Source organism: Lutibaculum baratangense AMV1, assembly GCF_000496075.1.
GTDB lineage: Bacteria > Pseudomonadota > Alphaproteobacteria > Rhizobiales > Tepidamorphaceae > Lutibaculum > Lutibaculum baratangense.
Genome location: NZ_AWXZ01000035.1, coordinates 105,034 through 121,175, shown reverse-complemented (window position 1 = coordinate 121,175; position 16,142 = coordinate 105,034). Strand labels below are relative to the sequence as shown.

The following is a 16,142-nucleotide window of genomic DNA, read 5'->3' as shown; positions in this document are numbered from 1 at the left end:
GCATCTTGCGAAAATTGCGAGCTTTTGCCTTTACCCAAGGGAAAACCGGCTGCGCTAGGTTCGAAAACGAGCCGGTCCTCGAGGGGGCCGGCCTCTCCAACGACCGGCGGGGGCTACCATGACGATCAATCCGACCATGCGGCTTGCGGCGCTCGTCACGGTGACGGTGGTGGGCTCCATGTCGCTCGGAGGCCTCTACCTCCTCGACGAGGCGAAGCGCAACGAGACGGCGAAGCTCGAGAGCAGCGTTCGCGGGGCGTGGACGATCGGCAGGGCGAGCGCGGGCGGCAGCTCCCTCGACGACCTCGTGGCCAACGGCCGCCGGCTGACCGAGATGACGAACGTGACCGGCGGCGTGATCCTCGAGCTCGGCAAGGAGGTCGCCCGCTTCGGGCTGACGTCGGGCGACACGCCACAGGAGATCACGCTCCGGCAGCGGCTCTTCGGCGAGCCCACCCATGCCGTCCACATCAGGGATTCCGCACACGACGTGACGCTCGTCGCGAACGCCGCCGACCGGACTGCGACGCTGCGCCGTGCGGCCGCGAGCGTCTTCGGCTTGACCCTCCTCATCGCGAGCCTGCTCGGCGGTCTCGTCGCCTGGCTGGGCGATCGCTGGATCGGCAGGCCGCAGCGGGCGCTGACGGACATGCTCCTCCACCCCTCCGAGGACGCGCCGCAGAAAGTCCAGGCGATGGGCCGGCACGGCCAGTCCTTCGACCGGCTGGCGGCAGCGGCCGGCAAGTCCGCGAGGCGCGTCGCGATTCTCTCGGCGCCGGCCCTGCAGCGTGCGCAGGTTCTCGTCGAGCACTTCCCTCACCCGGTTCTCGTCTTCGGCGGCGACGGACAGCTCCTCGCCGGCAACCGCGCCACGATGCAGATGTTCGGAGCGGCCGACCTCGAGACGCTGCGCGAGGCACAGCCGATCTCGGCGCTGCGGCTGTCGGACGGCACCCCCCTCGCCGACACCATCTCGGGCGACGCGAGGATCGCGCAGGCCACCGCCACGGTCGGGGATGTCGAGCATCGCGGCCTCCTCGCCTTCGATCGCCTGCCCGATCCCGAGGAGGGGGTCGACCGGTTCGTCGCGACATTCGTCGACCTTGCCGGCGTCGAGGCAGACGAAAGCCGCGCGGCTCCTGATCCGCGCATGAGGCGGATGACCGCGACGCTGGAGACGTGCCTGATCCTCATCGAGGCCATGGCGGCCGGCGAGTCCGCCGACCGGGTCGCACCGGTCGCTCTCGGCAGCCTCGTCGCCGACTGGCGCGACCAGAGCCGCGAGCGCGACCTGATCGGCGAGTTCATCGTCGGCAGCCTGCCGATCGTGGAGGGAGACCCGACGACCCTCCAGAACATCCTGGCGAGCGCCCTTCACGTGGTGCGCGGCCGCAGCAGCGCCGAGAGGCCCCACCTGATGGTCGACAGCGAGGCGAGCACCGAGGGCGTCGTCGTGACGATCAGCGAGGCGGGCATGGCGGAGATCGGCGAGGAGGACAGCGTCGCCGTTGCGCTAGCCGCCCTGATGAAGCTCCTCGCGCGCGCAGGCGGAACCCTTGTCTCCGCCGGCGGCGGCGCGGAGGGCAACAGCCTCGCGTTCCGGCTGGGGAGTAGCGCGGGCGACACGCAGGTCCCGATGTCGCAGGCAGCCTGACGGATTCCCTTTACGGCAGCGGGCGGCACGGATAACAACTGGAGGGATGGTGCATCGCCTTCACATCCTGCTGTCCCGCCTCTGCCGGCCGGCCCTCGTTGCCACCGCAATACTTGCGGTGGCGCTGCCGCTTCTGACCGCGGGTGCCGCGAAGGCTGGGCCGACACTGCTCTTCGATGCGCGAACCGGCGAGGTCCTGCACGCCTACAAGCCGTTCGATCGCTGGTATCCCGCCTCGCTCACGAAGCTGATGACGGTCTATGTCGCGCTCGATGCGGTGGAGCACAGGCTCATAAGCCTCAACTCGCCGGTCACGATCTCGGCCGCCGCGGCGGCGCAGCCGCCGAGCAAGATGGACTACAAGGTCGGGACGCAGATCACCGTCGACGACGCCATCCGCATCCTCATGGTGAAATCCGCGAACGACGTGGCCGTCGCCCTCGCGGAAGCGGTCGGCGGCTCCGAGGACCGCTTCGTCGCCGGCATGAACAGGGCGGCGGCGCGACTCGGCATGACGGACACGAACTTCGTGAACCCGCACGGCCTGCCCGACAGCCGGCAGGTCAGCTCGGCGCGGGACCTCGCGCTCCTGTCCCGCGCGATCATCATGAAGTTCCCGCAGCACCAGCACTACTTCTCCCTGCCGTCGATCCAGATCGGCGGACAGCTCATGAAGAACCACAACAAGCTGATCGGCCAGTTTCGGGGCGCCGACGGCATGAAGACGGGCTTCATCTGCTCCGGCGGCTTCAACGTCGTCTCGAGCGCGACCCGCAATGGCCGACGTCTGGTGGTGGTGGTTCTCGGCGCCCTCAATTCGAGACGCCGCGAGGAGGTCGCCGCGGCGCTGCTCGAGGCCGGATTCGCCCAGGGCAGCGGGTTCGATCTCTTCTCGCGCTCACGCACGAAGCTGACCGACTTGCGGCGTCCCTCGAACCTCCTCACACCCGTCGACATGCGCCCCTATGTCTGCCAGGGCAACACGGCTCCGGCGGATCTCGTCTCGTTCGGCTTCGACGACGCACCAGCCACCGGCGCGGGCGAGGCGGCGGCGGCACTCGCCATGGCCCCGGACTCGATCCTCAGGAAGCCGCAGCGGCCGACGGAGGTCGCCGTCCCGCTCGACCCGCCGGCCCCGGCCGCGCGTCCGTTCGAGCAGCAGGGCGAGCCGGCCGCCCCCGTGCGCGCCAGCATGAGCGGAATCCCGTTGCCCGTCCCGAACCCGCTGCGCCTGCCGGCCGGCGGGCTCTATTAGCGACGCCGACCTCACTTCCGCCTGATGCGGAACACGTAGACGCCGTCCGTCTCGTCCTGCGAGACGAGTTCGTGGCCCGACTCGTTGCAGAAATGCGGGACGTCGATCACCGCGGCAGGGTCGGTCGCCTCCACGGCGAGGACGGCGCCGGATGGCAGGGCCGAGAGCGCCTTGCGCGCCTTCAGCACCGGCAGAGGGCACAGAAGCCCCTTCACGTCGAGTTGCGTCTCTTCGGCCATTTCCATTTTTCGCCCAACATGATGCGGCTTTCCCCAGCTTGCATGCCGCCGGGCCGCGGGCCATGTCAATGATTGACACCCCGGTCCGTCCGGGCCTTGCTTGAACAAAACGAGCCGTGAGCCGGATCGGCGGGGACGCGGCCATAGGGAACGCCTTGAGGGAGGAACAATGGCGCTACTCGAGCGCGCGCGAAGCGAGCTTGCCTATCTCGGTGCGGCCTACCGGATCCTCGGTCGGCTGAAGCCGGTGGCGAAGAACAAGTCACGGACCTTTCCCGACGTTCTGAACGATCTCGCCGACAAGCATGGCAACCGTGTCGCTCTGATCAGCAGCCAGCAGTCCCTCACCTATCGTCAGCTCCTGGAGCGGTCGAACCAGTACGCGCACTGGGCGATCGGCCAGGGCATCGGCAAGGGCGACACGGTGGCTGTCATGCTGACGGCGAGCCCGGAATATCTCGCCGTGTGGATGGGCATCATCCGGGTCGGCGCCGTCGCCGCATTGCTCAACACGAACCAGACGGGCCAGGCGCTCGCCTACTCGATCAACATCGTGAACGCCAGGCTGGTCGTGACCGACGAGGCGATGCTGCCGGCGATCGAGGAGGCGATGCCGCTCGTCGACGCACAGACGCCGGTCTGGGCCATGGGCGGCGGCAACGGCACCCACCAGGCCCTCGATCCCGCCGTGGATGCGATGCCGACCTCGGCACTGACCGCGGACAGGCTGCCCGACCTCACGATCGAGGATCCGGCGCTCTACATCTACACGAGCGGCACGACGGGCATGCCGAAGGCCGCCATCATCAACCACTACCGCATCCAGGCGATCATGGGCGGCTTCTCCGCCGTCTGCAACGCGAAGGAGACGGACCGGATCTACGTCGCCCAGCCGCTCTACCACACGGCCGGCGGCGTCCTCGCGCCGGGCATCGCGCTCATGGCCGGCGGCTCGTGCTTCATCCGCGACCGCTTCTCGGCGCGCCAGTTCTGGGACGACATCGTCGAGTACGAGTGCACGATGTTCCAGTATATCGGCGAGCTCTGCCGCTACCTCCTCAACGCGCCGCCGAACCCCAACGAGACCCGCCACAAGATCAGGCTCTGCAACGGAAACGGCCTCAGGCCCGACATCTGGGAGGCCTTCAAGACCCGCTTCCAGATCCCGCAGATCCTCGAGTGGTACGCGGCGACGGAAGGCAACGTGACGCTCTTCAACGTCGACGGCCGTCCCGGCTCCGTCGGGCGCATCCCGAAATGGCTCGAGCACCGCTTCATGACGAAGATCGTGCGCTTCGACATGGGCAGCGAGACCCCGGTGCGGAACGCCGACGGCTTCTGCGTCGAGTGCGAGCCGGGCGAGATCGGCGAGGCGATCGGCAAGATCCTGATCGACCCGAACGCCCCCGCCCAGCGCTTCGACGGCTATGCCGACCGCCAGGCGACGGAGCGCAAGATCCTGCGCGACGTCTTCGAGAAGGGCGACGCCTGGTTCCGCACCGGCGACCTCCTGAAGAAGGACCGGCTCGGCTACTTCTTCTTCATCGACCGGATCGGCGACACCTTCCGCTGGAAGGGGGAGAACGTGGCGACCTCGCAGGTGAGCGAGGCGGTCGCGGTGTTCCCGGGGATCCACGACGCGAATGTCTACGGCGTCGAGGTGCCGGGTCACGACGGCCGCGCGGGGATGGCGGCGCTGACGGTCGAGGGCGAGATCGACCTCGACAGGTTCCACGCGCACGTGGAGAAGCAGCTTCCCGCCTACGCCCGCCCGCTCTTCCTGCGCCTGAGGCGGGAGGCCGACATGACGACGACGTTCAAGCAGCGCAAGGTCGATCTGCGCCGGGAGGGCTTCGATCCCGATCAGGTGCAGGACGCGCTCTTCTTCAACGACCAGAAGGCGGGGCGCTTCAGGCCGATCGACAAGGCGCTTCACGACGACATCGTGGCGGGAGAGGTGAGACTGTGAACGTGCACGAGACAGGACAGGCTGACGCGCTCGGGCTTCTCGACTTCTGGTGGACGGCCGGGCCGGCGCGCTGGTTCGCCCGCGACGATGCGTTCGACGCCGCGTGCCGGGAGCGGTTCGGCAGCCTGCACGAAGAGGCGCTTCGTGGCGGCCTCGGCGACTGGCGCGACACGCCGCACGGCTGTCTCGCCCTCATCCTCCTGCTCGACCAGATCCCCCGCAACCTCCACCGCGACAGCGCCCGCGCCTATGCGGGGGACGCGGCGGCGCTCGAACTGGCCGAGCACGCGATCGCCTGCCGGTTCCCGGCCGCTTTCCCTCCGGCCGTCCGGATCTTCTACTACATGCCCTTCATGCACTCCGAGGACCTCGATGTGCAGCGGCGCGGGGTGGACCTCTTCCGCGTGCTCGGCGAGCACGATTCCTACCATTACGCCCTCATCCATCTCGACGTGATCGCCCGGTTCGGCCGCTTCCCGCACCGCAATCAGGTGCTCGGACGCGAGACCACGCCGGAGGAGCGCACCTATCTCGAGAGCGGCGGCTTCGCCGGCTGAGAGCCGGACGGGGCTCGCGAGTCTCCTATTTCCGGAAGGGAATCTTAAAAGCCGCAGGCTTAGTCTCCGCGCCGGTTCATCCCAAAAGGCGAGGTCCGGAGGCGGCATGTCGTCCATCGAAGAGGGCAGCGAGTGGCCGCAGGCCGCCGCCCCGCAGGGGCTCGCCCGCATCCGGACAGCGCTCGCCGAGATCGTCAACGGCAAGAGCGACAAGGCGGTCGCGCAGCGCACCGCGTTCTGGGCGTTCGCCATCAGGGTGTCGAGCGCCGGCCTCGCCTTCGTCGCGCAGATCCTCCTCGCCCGCTGGCTCGGCCAGCACGAATACGGCATCTTCGCCTTCGTCTGGGTCTTCCTCGTCATGGTCGGCGCGCTCACGCCGCTGGGCTTCTCCACGATGGCGCAGCGCTTCGTGCCGCAGTACCGCACGTCGGGCGATCTCGATCTCGCGCGCGGCTTCCTGACGGGCAGCCGCGTCTTCGTCTTCGCCGTGGCGAGCGGCCTCGCGCTCCTCGGCTGTGCCCTGGTCGCGCTCCTGTCGCCCTGGGTCGGACAGGACTACGTCCTGCCGCTCTATATCGCTCTCGCGTGCCTGCCGATCTACGCCGTCATGGACGTGCAGGACGGCATCTCCCGTAACTTCAACTGGGTCGGCATCGGCCTCGGCCTGCCCTACCTCGTGCGGCCGTTCCTGATCATCGCGATCGTCGCGGCGATCATGCTCGTCTACGGCGAGGTGCACGCGGTCTCGGCCACCTACGCCATGGCGCTCGCCGTATGGGCGAGCGGCCTCGCCCAGCTCCTGATGCTGAACCGCAGCCTCAGGCGCAAGATCGAGCCGGGCGGCCGGCGCTACGCGTGGCGGGCGTGGATCACCGCCTCCGTGCCGGTCCTGCTCGTCGACGGCTTCTACGTCATCCTGACGAATGTCGACATCATGATCCTCACCGCCATGGCGGGGCCCTCCGACGTCGCGATCTACTACGCGGCGGTGAAGGTCCTGGCGCTCGTCTCGTTCATTCCCTTCGCCGTCACCGCGGCGACCGCGCACAAGTATTCCGAGTACCACGCCGCGGGACAGCGTGCGGAGCTCGAGAGCTTCGTCCGGGATTCCGTCCGCTGGACCTTCTGGCCGGCCCTCACGGCCACCGGTGGCCTGCTGATCGTCGGCAAGCCGCTGCTCTGGCTCTTCGGCGAAGGGTTCGGCGACGCCTATCCGCTGCTCTTCATCTTCGCCCTCGGCCTCCTCGCCCGGGCGTCGGTCGGGCCGGTCGACCGCATCCTCAACATGATGGGGCAGCAGAACCGCTGCGCGGTCGTCTACGGCACGTCGCTGGCGCTGAACATCGCGCTGAACATCGCTCTCATCCCCTTCTTCGGGCTCTACGGCGCCGCGATCGCGACGGCGGCGACGCTGCTCGTCGAGTCCTTCCTCCTGGCCCTCGTCGCGTGGCGGCAGCTGGGGCTCCACGTCTTCATCGTCGATCTGCGCTCCGGTCGTCCGGGCGCCTCCGCGAAAGGGTGACGTCATGACGGTCACTGCAGAACTCACCGGAGCCCCGGCGGGGCGCCGCTCCCGCTCCTCCCTCGCCGTCGGCGTCGTGTCGATGCGCGACCTCGACCGGGCCAGGTGGCGGGATCTCGAGGCGTCCGCGAGCGAGCCGAACGTCTTCTACGGCCCGCTCGTGATGCCGAGCTTCGTCGAGACCCTGGGCCACGGGCGGGAGGTGCAGGCGCTGCGCGTCGATGGCGAGGCGGGCGCGATCGACGCTCTCTTCCCCTTCCGGCGCAGCCTGCGCTGGGGCGGTCCGTTCCCGGTCGCCGAAATCGTCGATCACCCCTTCTCCTGCAGCTCCGTGCCGCTCGTGCGGCAGGGCCGCGAGGACGAGGTCGCCAGGCGCTTCCTCTCGGCACTTTCGTCGGGCGAGGCGCCGGCGCGGGCCTGGCTCCTGACGCGGATGCCGACCGACGGCGCCGTCTGCGAGGCGCTCGAACGTCACGCCGAAGCCGAGGGCGTCGCCGCGATCTGGTTCGATCGCCATGTGAGGGCCATGCTCTGGCCCGGCCGAGGTGCGCGGGAGGACTTCCCGGTCTCCGGCGGCAGCAAGCTCAAGAAGTACCGCCAGCTCGGCCGCAGGCTCGAGGAGCAGGGCGAGGTCTCCTTCGAGACGCTCCACTCGCGCGAGGAGGTTGCAGCCGGCGTCGAGACGTTCCTCGAGCTCGAGGCGGCCGGCTGGAAAGGCCGCCTCGGGACCGCCGCCCTCCAGCATCCCGAGCAGGCGGCCTTCTTCCGGGGCGCCGTTCCCGCTCTCGCCGGCAACGGACAGGCCCATATCGACGCGCTGCGTCTCGACGGCAGCGTGATCGCGATCGGCATCACCCTGTCCTGCGGCTGGCGGAGCTGGCTCTGGAAGATCGCCTTCGACGAGGCGCATGCGAAGCACTCGCCCTACGTCCAGCTCCTGATGCACCAGACCTCGCAAGCGCTGCAGGCGGGGGAGCCGGTGGAATACGATTCCTGCTCAAAGCCCGATTCGAGCCTCGTCGACCGGATCTGGCACCAGCGCCGCGGCTTCGGCGACCTTCTGCTCGTTCCGCACCGCGGCCTGCCGGGCCCGGCAATGGCGAAGTTCCTCGAGACGAAGCGGCGCGAGGCCCGCGAGCAGGCGGTCAAGCTGCGCGACGCCGTGCGCAACCGGCTCAGGCCGGCGAAGAAGACGAGCCCGGCTCCCTGAGGAGCCGGCGGATCACCTTCCCCGTCGCCGTCAGCGGCATCTCCTCGATGAAGGCGATCTCGCGGGGGTACTCGTGCGCGGAGAGGCGACCGCGCACGAAGGCCTGGATCTCCCGCGCCAGCGTCTCGTCGGGCGCGAAGCCCTCGCGCAGCACGACGAAGGCCTTCACGATCTCGGTGCGCAGAGGGTCCGGCTGGCCGACCACCGCCGCCAGCGCCACGGCCGGATGGGCGACGAGGCAATCTTCCACCTCACCCGGACCGATACGGTAGCCGGCAGAGGTGATGACGTCGTCGTCGCGGCCGACGAAGCCGACATAGCCCTCCTCGTCCATCGTGCCCTGGTCGCCCGTCAGCATCCACGATCCCAGGAACTTCGCCGCCGTCGCCTCGGGCTTCTCCCAATAGCTCAGGAACATCACGGGGTCCGGCGCCCGGACGGCGATCTGCCCGATCTCGCCGGGCCGGACGGCCCTGCCCTCGCCGTCGATCACGGCGACCTCGTGGCCCGGCACCACGCGCCCGATCCGGCCCGCGCGGCTCACGCCGAGCGCCGAGCACGAGCCGAGCACGAGATTGCACTCCGTCTGCCCGTACGCCTCGTCGACCGTCAGCCCCATGGCCTCGCGAGACCATTCGTAGACCTCGCGGCCGAGGGGCTCGCCGGCGCTCATCACCGAGCGCAGGCCGATCTCGCGCCAGGGAATGTCGCCCGCGCCGCGCATCATCCTGAGGGCCGTCGGAGGAATGAACGCGTTCCTGACGCCGTTCGCGCGCATCAGCTCGAACGCGGCCCCCGCCTCGAAGCGCCGGAAGGGCTGCGCGAGCACCGGCACGCCGTGGTGGAGCGCCGGCAGCATCGCGTTGAGGAGGCCGCCCGCCCAGGCCCAGTCGGCCGGCGTCCACATGAAGTCGCCGGGCTGAGGATACGGGTAATGGGGCAGCTCCGCCCCCGGCAGGTGGCCGAGCAGCACGCGGTGCCCGTGCAGCGCCCCCTTGGCCGGCCCCGTCGTGCCGGAGGTGTAGATCATCAGGGCCGGATCGTCGGGCGACGTGGCGGCCGTCTCGAAGCGCGGCGGCTGGGCGGCGCATATCGCCTCGAGCCCCAGCGCATCGCCATCCGCCCCGTCGATGGAGACGACCGTCTCGAGCGCGGGCAGCTCGTGCCGGATCTCGGCGAGCTTCGCCACGCCGAGCGCATCGACGACCGCGACCCTCGCGCCGCTGTCCCTCAACCGGTGGCGCAGCGCGTCAGGCCCGAACAGGAGCGCGAGCGGCACCGCCGCCGCCCCGGTCTTGTAGGCGGCGAAATGCGCGACCGCGACCTCCGCGCATTGCGGCAGCAGGAGCGCGACCCGGTCGCCCTTTCCCAGCCCGAGGCCCTTCAGGGCGTGCGCCAGCCGGTCGGCGCGCTCGCGCAGCTTCCCGAAGCTCGTGTCGACGACGCTCCCGTCGCCAAGCACGTGACGGATCGCGAGCCGCCCAGGCTCCGCGTCCGCCCAGCGGTCGCAGGCGGTGTCGGCGATATTGTAGCGGCCCGGCACCTGCCAGCGAAAGCTGGAGGCGAGGGAATCGAAGGTTTCCGCCGGGGGCAGCATCGGCAGCCGTCTCTCGTTTTTCACGGGTGCGTGATGCTGCGCCGCAAGATGCCGCGGCGCAACCCCCCGGCTGCCGTACGCTCAGGTCGCCCCGTCCTCCGAGGCGCTTCCCGTCGCCTCCGGCCGCGCCTGCCGTCCCGCCAGCGCAGCCTCGATGCGGTCGATGCCCCTGATCGTGAGGTCGCGCCGCGGCAGCGGGATGACGATCCCCTCCTCGCGGAACCGACGCTCGATCTCGAAGCGCAGGTCGCTCGCCACCGTGAACACGTTGTTGATGTCGCCGATGAAGGCCCAGAGGCGGAAGGTCATCCCGCGCTCCGCGAAATCCATCAGCAGGACGGCGGGCTCGGGATAGGAGAGGATGCTCGCGTGCTCGCGCGTCACGTCCAGGATCGCCTCCCGCACCTTCTCCGTCGGCGTGTCGTAGGCGACCGTGACGGACACGTCGACGCGGCCGATCATGCTCGAATGCGTCCAGTTCTTGACCGTGCCGGTGATCAGGTCGGAGTTCGGGACGATGACGGTGCCGCGGTCGAAGGTCTCGATCTCGGTCGCGCGGATCGAGATCTTGCTGACATAGCCCTGCTCCGGCCCGACGACGATCCAGTCGCCCTCCTTGATCGGCCGCTCCGTCAGCAGGATGAGGCCCGACACGAAGTTGTTGACGATCGACTGGAGGCCGAAACCGATACCGACGGAGAGCGCGCCGGCGAGCAGGGCGACGTTCTCGAGGTTCAGCCCGACATAGGAGAAGGCGAACACGGCGGCCGCGATCACGCCGACATAGCCCGACATCGTGCGGATGGAGTTCCGCATGCCGACATCGAGCCGCGTGTTCGGCAGGTAGTTGTTGCCGAGCCAGTTCTGGATGGCGCGCGTCGCCACCATCCCGCCGCCGAGCAGCAAGAGCGCCGTCAGGATCGCGGAGATCGAGATCGTGACCTCGCCGACCTTGAAGCCGAAGAAGGCCGCCCGCAGCCATGCCGTCCAGCGGTCCGCCTCGAAGCCCCATGGCAGGAGGATCAGCATGCCGGTGAAGACGATGAGGGACAGTCGCACGATCCCGCTGACGAGCACCGCGACCTGCCTGACGCCGCTCGAGGTGAGGCCGAAGCCGGCCTGGAGCGCGTGGCCGATACGCTGGCCCGGCCGGACGAAGTTCGTGATGAGGTCGTCCGTCACGCCAAGGGCGAGCCACAGGAGCGCGAGCATCGAGACGGCGAAGACGAGCTGCACGGCGAGGAAGCTCGCGAGCGGCACGTAGCCGAGCACCAGCGCCGCGGCGATCACGGCGAGCACCGCCCAGAGCACGGTCAGCAGGATGACCGCCCACGGCCCCTGGTCGCGATCCGCCTCCGCGCCGCCGCCATCCGTCCACTCCATCGCGAGCCGGCGCAGCGCCATGATGAAAAAGAACATGATCAGGAAGGCCGTGACGACCCGCCGGGCGATGTCGAGGGAGACGGTGGCGACGAGCACGTCGTTCAGCACCTGCAGGAAGATGCTCCCGCCGAGCACGCAGCCCACGGCCGTCACGTAGACGCTCATGCGGTGGGCGGCGCGGTCGCTCAGGCGCAGCACGCGCCAGCGCGGCGAGTTCGGCTCCAGGAGGGCGCGGGCGAGCGCGAAGACGAACACGACGGTGCCGATGCCGACGAACAGCCCGCGCAGGAGGCCCGTCGCACGGTCCGGCAGGACGACGTAGGACTCCAGGATGACGAACAGGGCGACGAGGAGGAGGTTCGGCAGGACGCCGATCGACAGCGTGATGAGTGCCGCCCGCAGGAGCTTGCGCGAGGCGGAGGCTTCCTCGCCCTCGAGATCGACGACGCCGTAGCGCGCCTTGAGCCCCCGCACGAGGCGCAAGCCGAAGACGACCATCCCCAGCGACAGACCGAGGGCCACGAAGGGTCCGGCCGCGAGCCGCTCCCACGCGACCCCGCCTGTTTCGACGACGAGGTCGACGAGCTCTTCCACGCCCCGCGCGCCGTCCTGCACCACCTCGCTCCAGAGGGTGGGGCTGAGGGCGCTGGGGCCCTGTGCCGTCAGCCGCTCGGTCATGCGCGCGCGCCGGGTCGCCGAGATGTCGAGCGCGAGCTGTTCGCCCTGAACGGCCACGAGCCGGATGTTCCTCAGCGCCGCATCGGTGCGGGTGAGCTCGCCCTGCTCGGCGAGCCTGCGCTCGCGCAGCTCACGCGGCTCCTCGGCCGGATCGTCCGGAGCCGCCCCCAGCTGGTCGAGGCGGGCCCGCACCGCCTGGAGCTGCGGCTCGAGCCTGGCCTCCTGCGCCCGGGCATTGGCGGCGATCGACTCGACTTCCGCGCGGAGCGTCGCGAGCCCCTCCTCCCCCAGCTCCTCGCCCGTCAGGCGGTCGGAGATCACCTGCAGCCGCGCGCGCCATTCGTCGGCCCGAGCGTTCGCCCGGTTCGGATCGACGACGGAATCGAGCGACGTCCCGGTCATCGGCTCGCTCGGCTGCGGTCGCGGCTCCGCCTCCTCCGTCGCCTCCGGCTGCGCCTGCCCGCCCCGCGTGACGATGTCGGGCAGCGGCTGCGCGAGCGCGGCGACCACCGAGACGACGAAGGCCAGGACACATAGGAAAGCGAGACGGAGGGGCTGGCGGCGGGTCATGCCGGGCTCGAGGGTCGTGTGGCGGGAGGGCGACGCCGCCTTGATAGCCGAGCAAAAGCGACCGCACAAAGGCAGGCTCGGTCACGACTTGCAGGGCCGGCGGCCGGCGGCTCGCCCTGCCCCGCGCCGAGGCTGAGATCCGCTTCTCCCCCCGCCGGATCCGGTGCATACTCGGGGAAGCTCCCCCGGGCGCGGGGCCCATCGGGAGACGGGCGGCCGGTCATGTCGCTGGTCAGGCGGGTCTTCGCGGGTCGGGGGGCAGGCCGACGTGGCGCAGGAGCGTCAGGTCGGCGCGAGCGTCCGCGCACCTTCCGCTCCGCCATCGCAGTGGCCCTCGCCGCCGCCTTGGGACTTGGCCTTCACGTCTCGTCGGCGGAGGCCGCCTGTCCCTCCGCCGTCGGCTCGCCGCTGCCGTCGGCGGGCAGTACCAGTCCTTCTTCCACGGCGAGATCGCGCACTATTCCGCATTCCCGGGCGGCGCCTCCACGCCGGAGTGCCCGTTCGGCTTCAACCACTACGTCGCGTTCTACCGCGAGCCCTGCAACGACGACGACTGCAGGGACGCGGCGGGAGACGACGGCAACGAGAGCTTCGGCTTCTTCGAGGCGACGCCGTGGCGCAGCTTCGAGACGTACCGGGCCGAGGTCCTGCAGAAGAACGAGCCGGAGGACTTCGTCTTCGACAAGGTGAACGTCTATCGCAGCCCCACGGGGCGCATCATCAGCTTCATGGTGAAGAGCGACGACGAGAACTGGGACATCGTAGGCCTGAACAATGCCGGCTCCGCGGTCAGCCCCGAGCGCAGGTTCGACAAATGGCCGATCGCGCAGGGCCCGCTCGTCTCGTCGCCGCAGAAGGCCTGCATCCTCGTCGACAATCTGAACCTCGCGCAGCGGCTGATCCTCGACCACACCGATGTCGGAAGGCCCCGGCGCGCGGTCATCGAAGCCGCCATGGCCGGCCGGTGCGGCTGTCCGCTCCAGGATTATTGCCTCTCGCCGCGATCGGAATGACGCAGGTGCCCCGCCAGCCGCAGCCACCCGTCAGCGCATGCACGGCATGTCTGCCCCTCCCCGCGCAGGCGCGGGACATAGCCGTTCGCATTCATGATGATATGAAAAGAGTGGTGTCCCCGACAGGATTCGAACCTGTGACCCTCAGATTAGGAATCTGATGCTCTATCCTGCTGAGCTACGGGGACATATGGGCATCTGCCTATCACAGCTTGGGCGCCGCCGCCATGCCCTCGCGACGCTCCTGGCAGCCATGTCGCTCTGCGCGGTAGCGCACGGGCCGGCCGTCGCGGCCGCCTGTGGCGCCGGTGCGGAGAAGGCGGAGCCCGTCGCCGTTTCGGGCGTCCGCGAGGACGGCGGCATCGTGCTGGCGGACGGTCGCGCCGTCAGGCTGTCCGACATCGTCCTGCCGCCGCCGCCCTGGCGGGAAGACGTCCTCGCCGCGATCGCGCCCGTCGCGGCGGAGGCATACGCGCTCCTGCCGCGCGACGGGAGGCCCGACCGCCACGGCAGGCTGCCGGGCAACCTTCTGCTGAAGCAGGACGCGACGCTTTCCTGGCGCCTCGCCGAGAAGGGCCTGGCGCTCGCCATGCCGGAGGAGCGCGAGCCGTGCGGCGAGGCGATTCTCGCGGCGGAGGCGGAAGCGCGTGCCGCCGGCGCGGGGCTGTGGGCGCAGGGCGGCTTCGAGGTGCTGCCGGCCGAGGACCCGGCGCGGATTCTCCTCAGGCGTGGCGAATTCGTCCTAGTCGAGGGGACCGTTCTGTCCCTAGGTGAGCGGCCGCGGCGGACCTATCTGAATTTCGGCACATTCTGGAACGAAGACTTCACCGCTTATATAGACACTGACACGGTCGCGGAGATCGCACCGGAGGGGCATTCCCTAGGCGATCTCGTGGGCCGGCGCGTTCGAATCAGGGGCTACGTGCTTGACGAAAGGGGACCGGCGATCGCGGTCAGTCGGCCGACGCAGCTGGAACTGGTCGACGATCGCTAGCGCATGCACCACGCGTGCCGGGGCGGCGCGGGCGGTGGCGCTGTCGCTCGCGCTGGTGCTCGCCGGCTGCTCCGGCGGGCTGACCGGCCTCGGCGGCACGGGCGGCGTGGCCAACCTCTCGCCCCAGCCCGCCAGGCACGATGGCGCCTATGATGCCCGCGAGGCCGCACTCGGCGCGCGCGAGCATCCCGAGGTGGTCGCGGCGTTCGGCGGAGCCTATGCGGACCCGCAGCTCCAGGCCTATCTCGACCGCACGATCCAGCGGCTGCGCCCGGCGTCGGACCGGCCGGACTACGGCTATCGCGTCACGATCCTGAACTCGCCGTCGATCAACGCCTTCTCGCTGCCGGGCGGCTACATCTACGTCACGCGCGGGCTCCTCGCCCTGGCCAACGATTCGGCCGAGGTCGCTGCCGTGCTCGCCCACGAGATGGCGCACGTCACCGCCCGCCATGCGATCGAGCGCGAGCAGAAGGCCGCGAACGCCGCCGTCGTGAGCCAGGTCGTCAACGACATGGTGGGCGACCCCGAGGCCGGCGCCGCCGCGGTGGCACAGACGCGGGGGGCGCTCGCGCAGTTCTCGAGGCAGCAGGAGCTTGCCGCCGACGAGATCGGCATCCGCACCATGGCGAAGGCCGGCTATGATCCAGACGGCGCCGTCACCTTCCTGCGCGCGCTCGAACGGCAGGTCTCGCTGCAGAGCAAGATCCTGAACCAGGAACGCGAGGCGGGCAGAGTGGACATCTTCTCGAGCCATCCCGCGACGCCGCAGCGCATCCTGGCCGCGGAGGCCGGCGCCCGCGCCATGGCCGCCGCCTACAGGGGCGAGCGCGACCGCGACGGCTATCTGCGCACGCTGCAGGGCCTCGCCTATGGCGACGACCCGAAGGAAGGCTTCGTGCGCGACCGCACCTTCATCCATCCCGGCCTCGGAATCACCTTCTCGGTGCCGGAGGGCTACGCGCTCGAGAACACGCCGAGCGCGGTCGTCGGGTTCTCGCCTGGCGGCGACATCATCCGGTTCGACGCGGTGTCGGTGGCGCGCGAGGTCTCGCTCGAGACCTACCTGAAGCAGGACGCGGTGCGCGGCGGCGACGTCAGCGAGGTGACGCCCGTCACGATCGGCGGGCTTTCGGCGGCGACCGCCATCGTGCGGAGCGACGACTGGGAGTTCGCCGTGGCGGCGATCCGCGGCAACGGCACCGACGTCTACCGCTTCATCCTGGCGTCGCGGCAGCTCCACGACGGCCTGCGGCGGGAGCTCGCGCAGTCGGCGGGAAGCTTCCGGCTGATCTCGAGCCAGGAGGCGCGGGCGGTCAGGCCGCAGCGCGTCGAGATCGTGCAGGCGCGGCCGGGGGACAGCGTCGGGTCACTCGCCGCTCGCATGGATTTCTCCGACCACCGGGAAGACCGGTTCCGCGCGCTCAACGGCCTCTCGCCCGGCGACAGGGTGCAGCCGGGCCAGCTCGTCAAGATCGTCGCGCGGTAGGCGGCCACGGCC

Annotated in this window: 13 protein-coding genes and 1 tRNA gene; 9 read left to right on the top strand and 5 right to left on the bottom strand. The window is 69.9% G+C overall.

What is annotated here, in order from left to right:
- Window positions 1-118: 118 nt before the first annotated feature.
- Window positions 119-1,654 (top strand): hypothetical protein, encoded by a 1,536-nt coding sequence (locus N177_RS12505; RefSeq protein ID WP_023432711.1) that lies wholly within the window; start codon window positions 119-121, stop codon window positions 1,652-1,654.
- A 49-nt stretch (window positions 1,655-1,703) separates the two neighbouring features.
- The gene (locus N177_RS12500; RefSeq protein ID WP_023432710.1) at window positions 1,704-2,909 is read left to right on the top strand and encodes a D-alanyl-D-alanine carboxypeptidase family protein; all 1,206 of its coding nucleotides are present in this window, start codon (window positions 1,704-1,706) and stop codon (window positions 2,907-2,909) included.
- A gap of 11 nt (window positions 2,910-2,920) precedes the next feature.
- Here N177_RS12500 and N177_RS12495 read toward each other — a convergent pair whose 3' ends face one another.
- Window positions 2,921-3,148 carry a sulfurtransferase TusA family protein gene (locus N177_RS12495; RefSeq protein ID WP_040485708.1) on the bottom strand — a complete coding sequence of 76 codons (228 nt, stop codon included), beginning with the start codon at window positions 3,146-3,148 and terminating at the stop codon, window positions 2,921-2,923.
- A gap of 169 nt (window positions 3,149-3,317) precedes the next feature.
- Between N177_RS12495 and N177_RS12490 the strand changes: the two genes are divergently transcribed.
- The 4 genes from N177_RS12490 (at window position 3,318) to N177_RS12475 (ending at window position 8,406) form a co-directional block, all read left to right on the top strand.
- Window positions 3,318-5,117, top strand: coding sequence for a long-chain-acyl-CoA synthetase (locus N177_RS12490; RefSeq protein ID WP_023432708.1), 1,800 nt, complete (start codon window positions 3,318-3,320; stop codon window positions 5,115-5,117).
- A gap of 2 nt (window positions 5,118-5,119) precedes the next feature.
- Complete coding sequence (locus tag N177_RS12485) at window positions 5,120-5,674, top strand: DUF924 family protein (protein ID WP_040485752.1); 555 nt, start codon at window positions 5,120-5,122, stop codon at window positions 5,672-5,674.
- Window positions 5,675-5,780: 106 nt separating this feature from the next.
- A complete protein-coding gene (locus tag N177_RS12480; RefSeq protein WP_023432706.1) occupies window positions 5,781-7,196 on the top strand; it encodes an oligosaccharide flippase family protein in 1,416 nt (471 codons plus the stop codon).
- 4 nt (window positions 7,197-7,200) lie between these two features.
- Entirely contained in the window at window positions 7,201-8,406 is a 1,206-nt protein-coding gene (locus N177_RS12475; RefSeq protein ID WP_023432705.1) for a GNAT family N-acetyltransferase, read from the top strand.
- Here N177_RS12475 and N177_RS12470 read toward each other — a convergent pair.
- The 3 genes from N177_RS12470 to N177_RS21685 all read right to left on the bottom strand — a co-directional run bounded on the left by N177_RS12470 (window position 8,372) and on the right by N177_RS21685 (window position 13,319).
- Window positions 8,372-10,003: an AMP-binding protein gene (locus N177_RS12470; protein WP_023432704.1), complete on the bottom strand. Its 1,632-nt coding sequence runs from the start codon at window positions 10,001-10,003 to the stop codon at window positions 8,372-8,374. The two genes, N177_RS12475 and N177_RS12470, sit on opposite strands and share 35 nt — an antisense overlap.
- Before the next feature lie 81 nt (window positions 10,004-10,084).
- Window positions 10,085-12,634: a DUF3772 domain-containing protein gene (locus N177_RS12465; RefSeq protein WP_023432703.1), complete on the bottom strand. Its 2,550-nt coding sequence runs from the start codon at window positions 12,632-12,634 to the stop codon at window positions 10,085-10,087.
- A 526-nt stretch (window positions 12,635-13,160) separates the two neighbouring features.
- A complete protein-coding gene (locus tag N177_RS21685) occupies window positions 13,161-13,319 on the bottom strand; it encodes a hypothetical protein (RefSeq protein WP_160170931.1) in 159 nt (52 codons plus the stop codon).
- 1 nt (window position 13,320) lies between these two features.
- On the opposite strand from N177_RS21685, the gene N177_RS12460 reads away from it, so the two are divergent.
- Window positions 13,321-13,647, top strand: a complete 327-nt coding sequence (locus N177_RS12460; RefSeq protein WP_023432702.1) for a hypothetical protein — start codon at window positions 13,321-13,323, stop codon at window positions 13,645-13,647.
- A 111-nt stretch (window positions 13,648-13,758) separates the two neighbouring features.
- Here N177_RS12460 and N177_RS12455 read toward each other — a convergent pair.
- Window positions 13,759-13,835 (bottom strand) — tRNA-Arg (locus tag N177_RS12455).
- On the opposite strand from N177_RS12455, the gene N177_RS12450 reads away from it, so the two are divergent.
- Together N177_RS12450 and N177_RS12445 are read left to right on the top strand one after the other, a co-directional pair.
- Window positions 13,808-14,641 carry a thermonuclease family protein gene (locus N177_RS12450; protein ID WP_152527913.1) on the top strand — a complete coding sequence of 278 codons (834 nt, stop codon included), beginning with the start codon at window positions 13,808-13,810 and terminating at the stop codon, window positions 14,639-14,641. The two genes, N177_RS12455 and N177_RS12450, sit on opposite strands and share 28 nt — an antisense overlap.
- A 34-nt stretch (window positions 14,642-14,675) precedes the next feature.
- Window positions 14,676-16,130 carry a M48 family metalloprotease gene (locus tag N177_RS12445; RefSeq protein ID WP_023432700.1) on the top strand — a complete coding sequence of 485 codons (1,455 nt, stop codon included), beginning with the start codon at window positions 14,676-14,678 and terminating at the stop codon, window positions 16,128-16,130.
- Window positions 16,131-16,142: the final 12 nt, after the last annotated feature.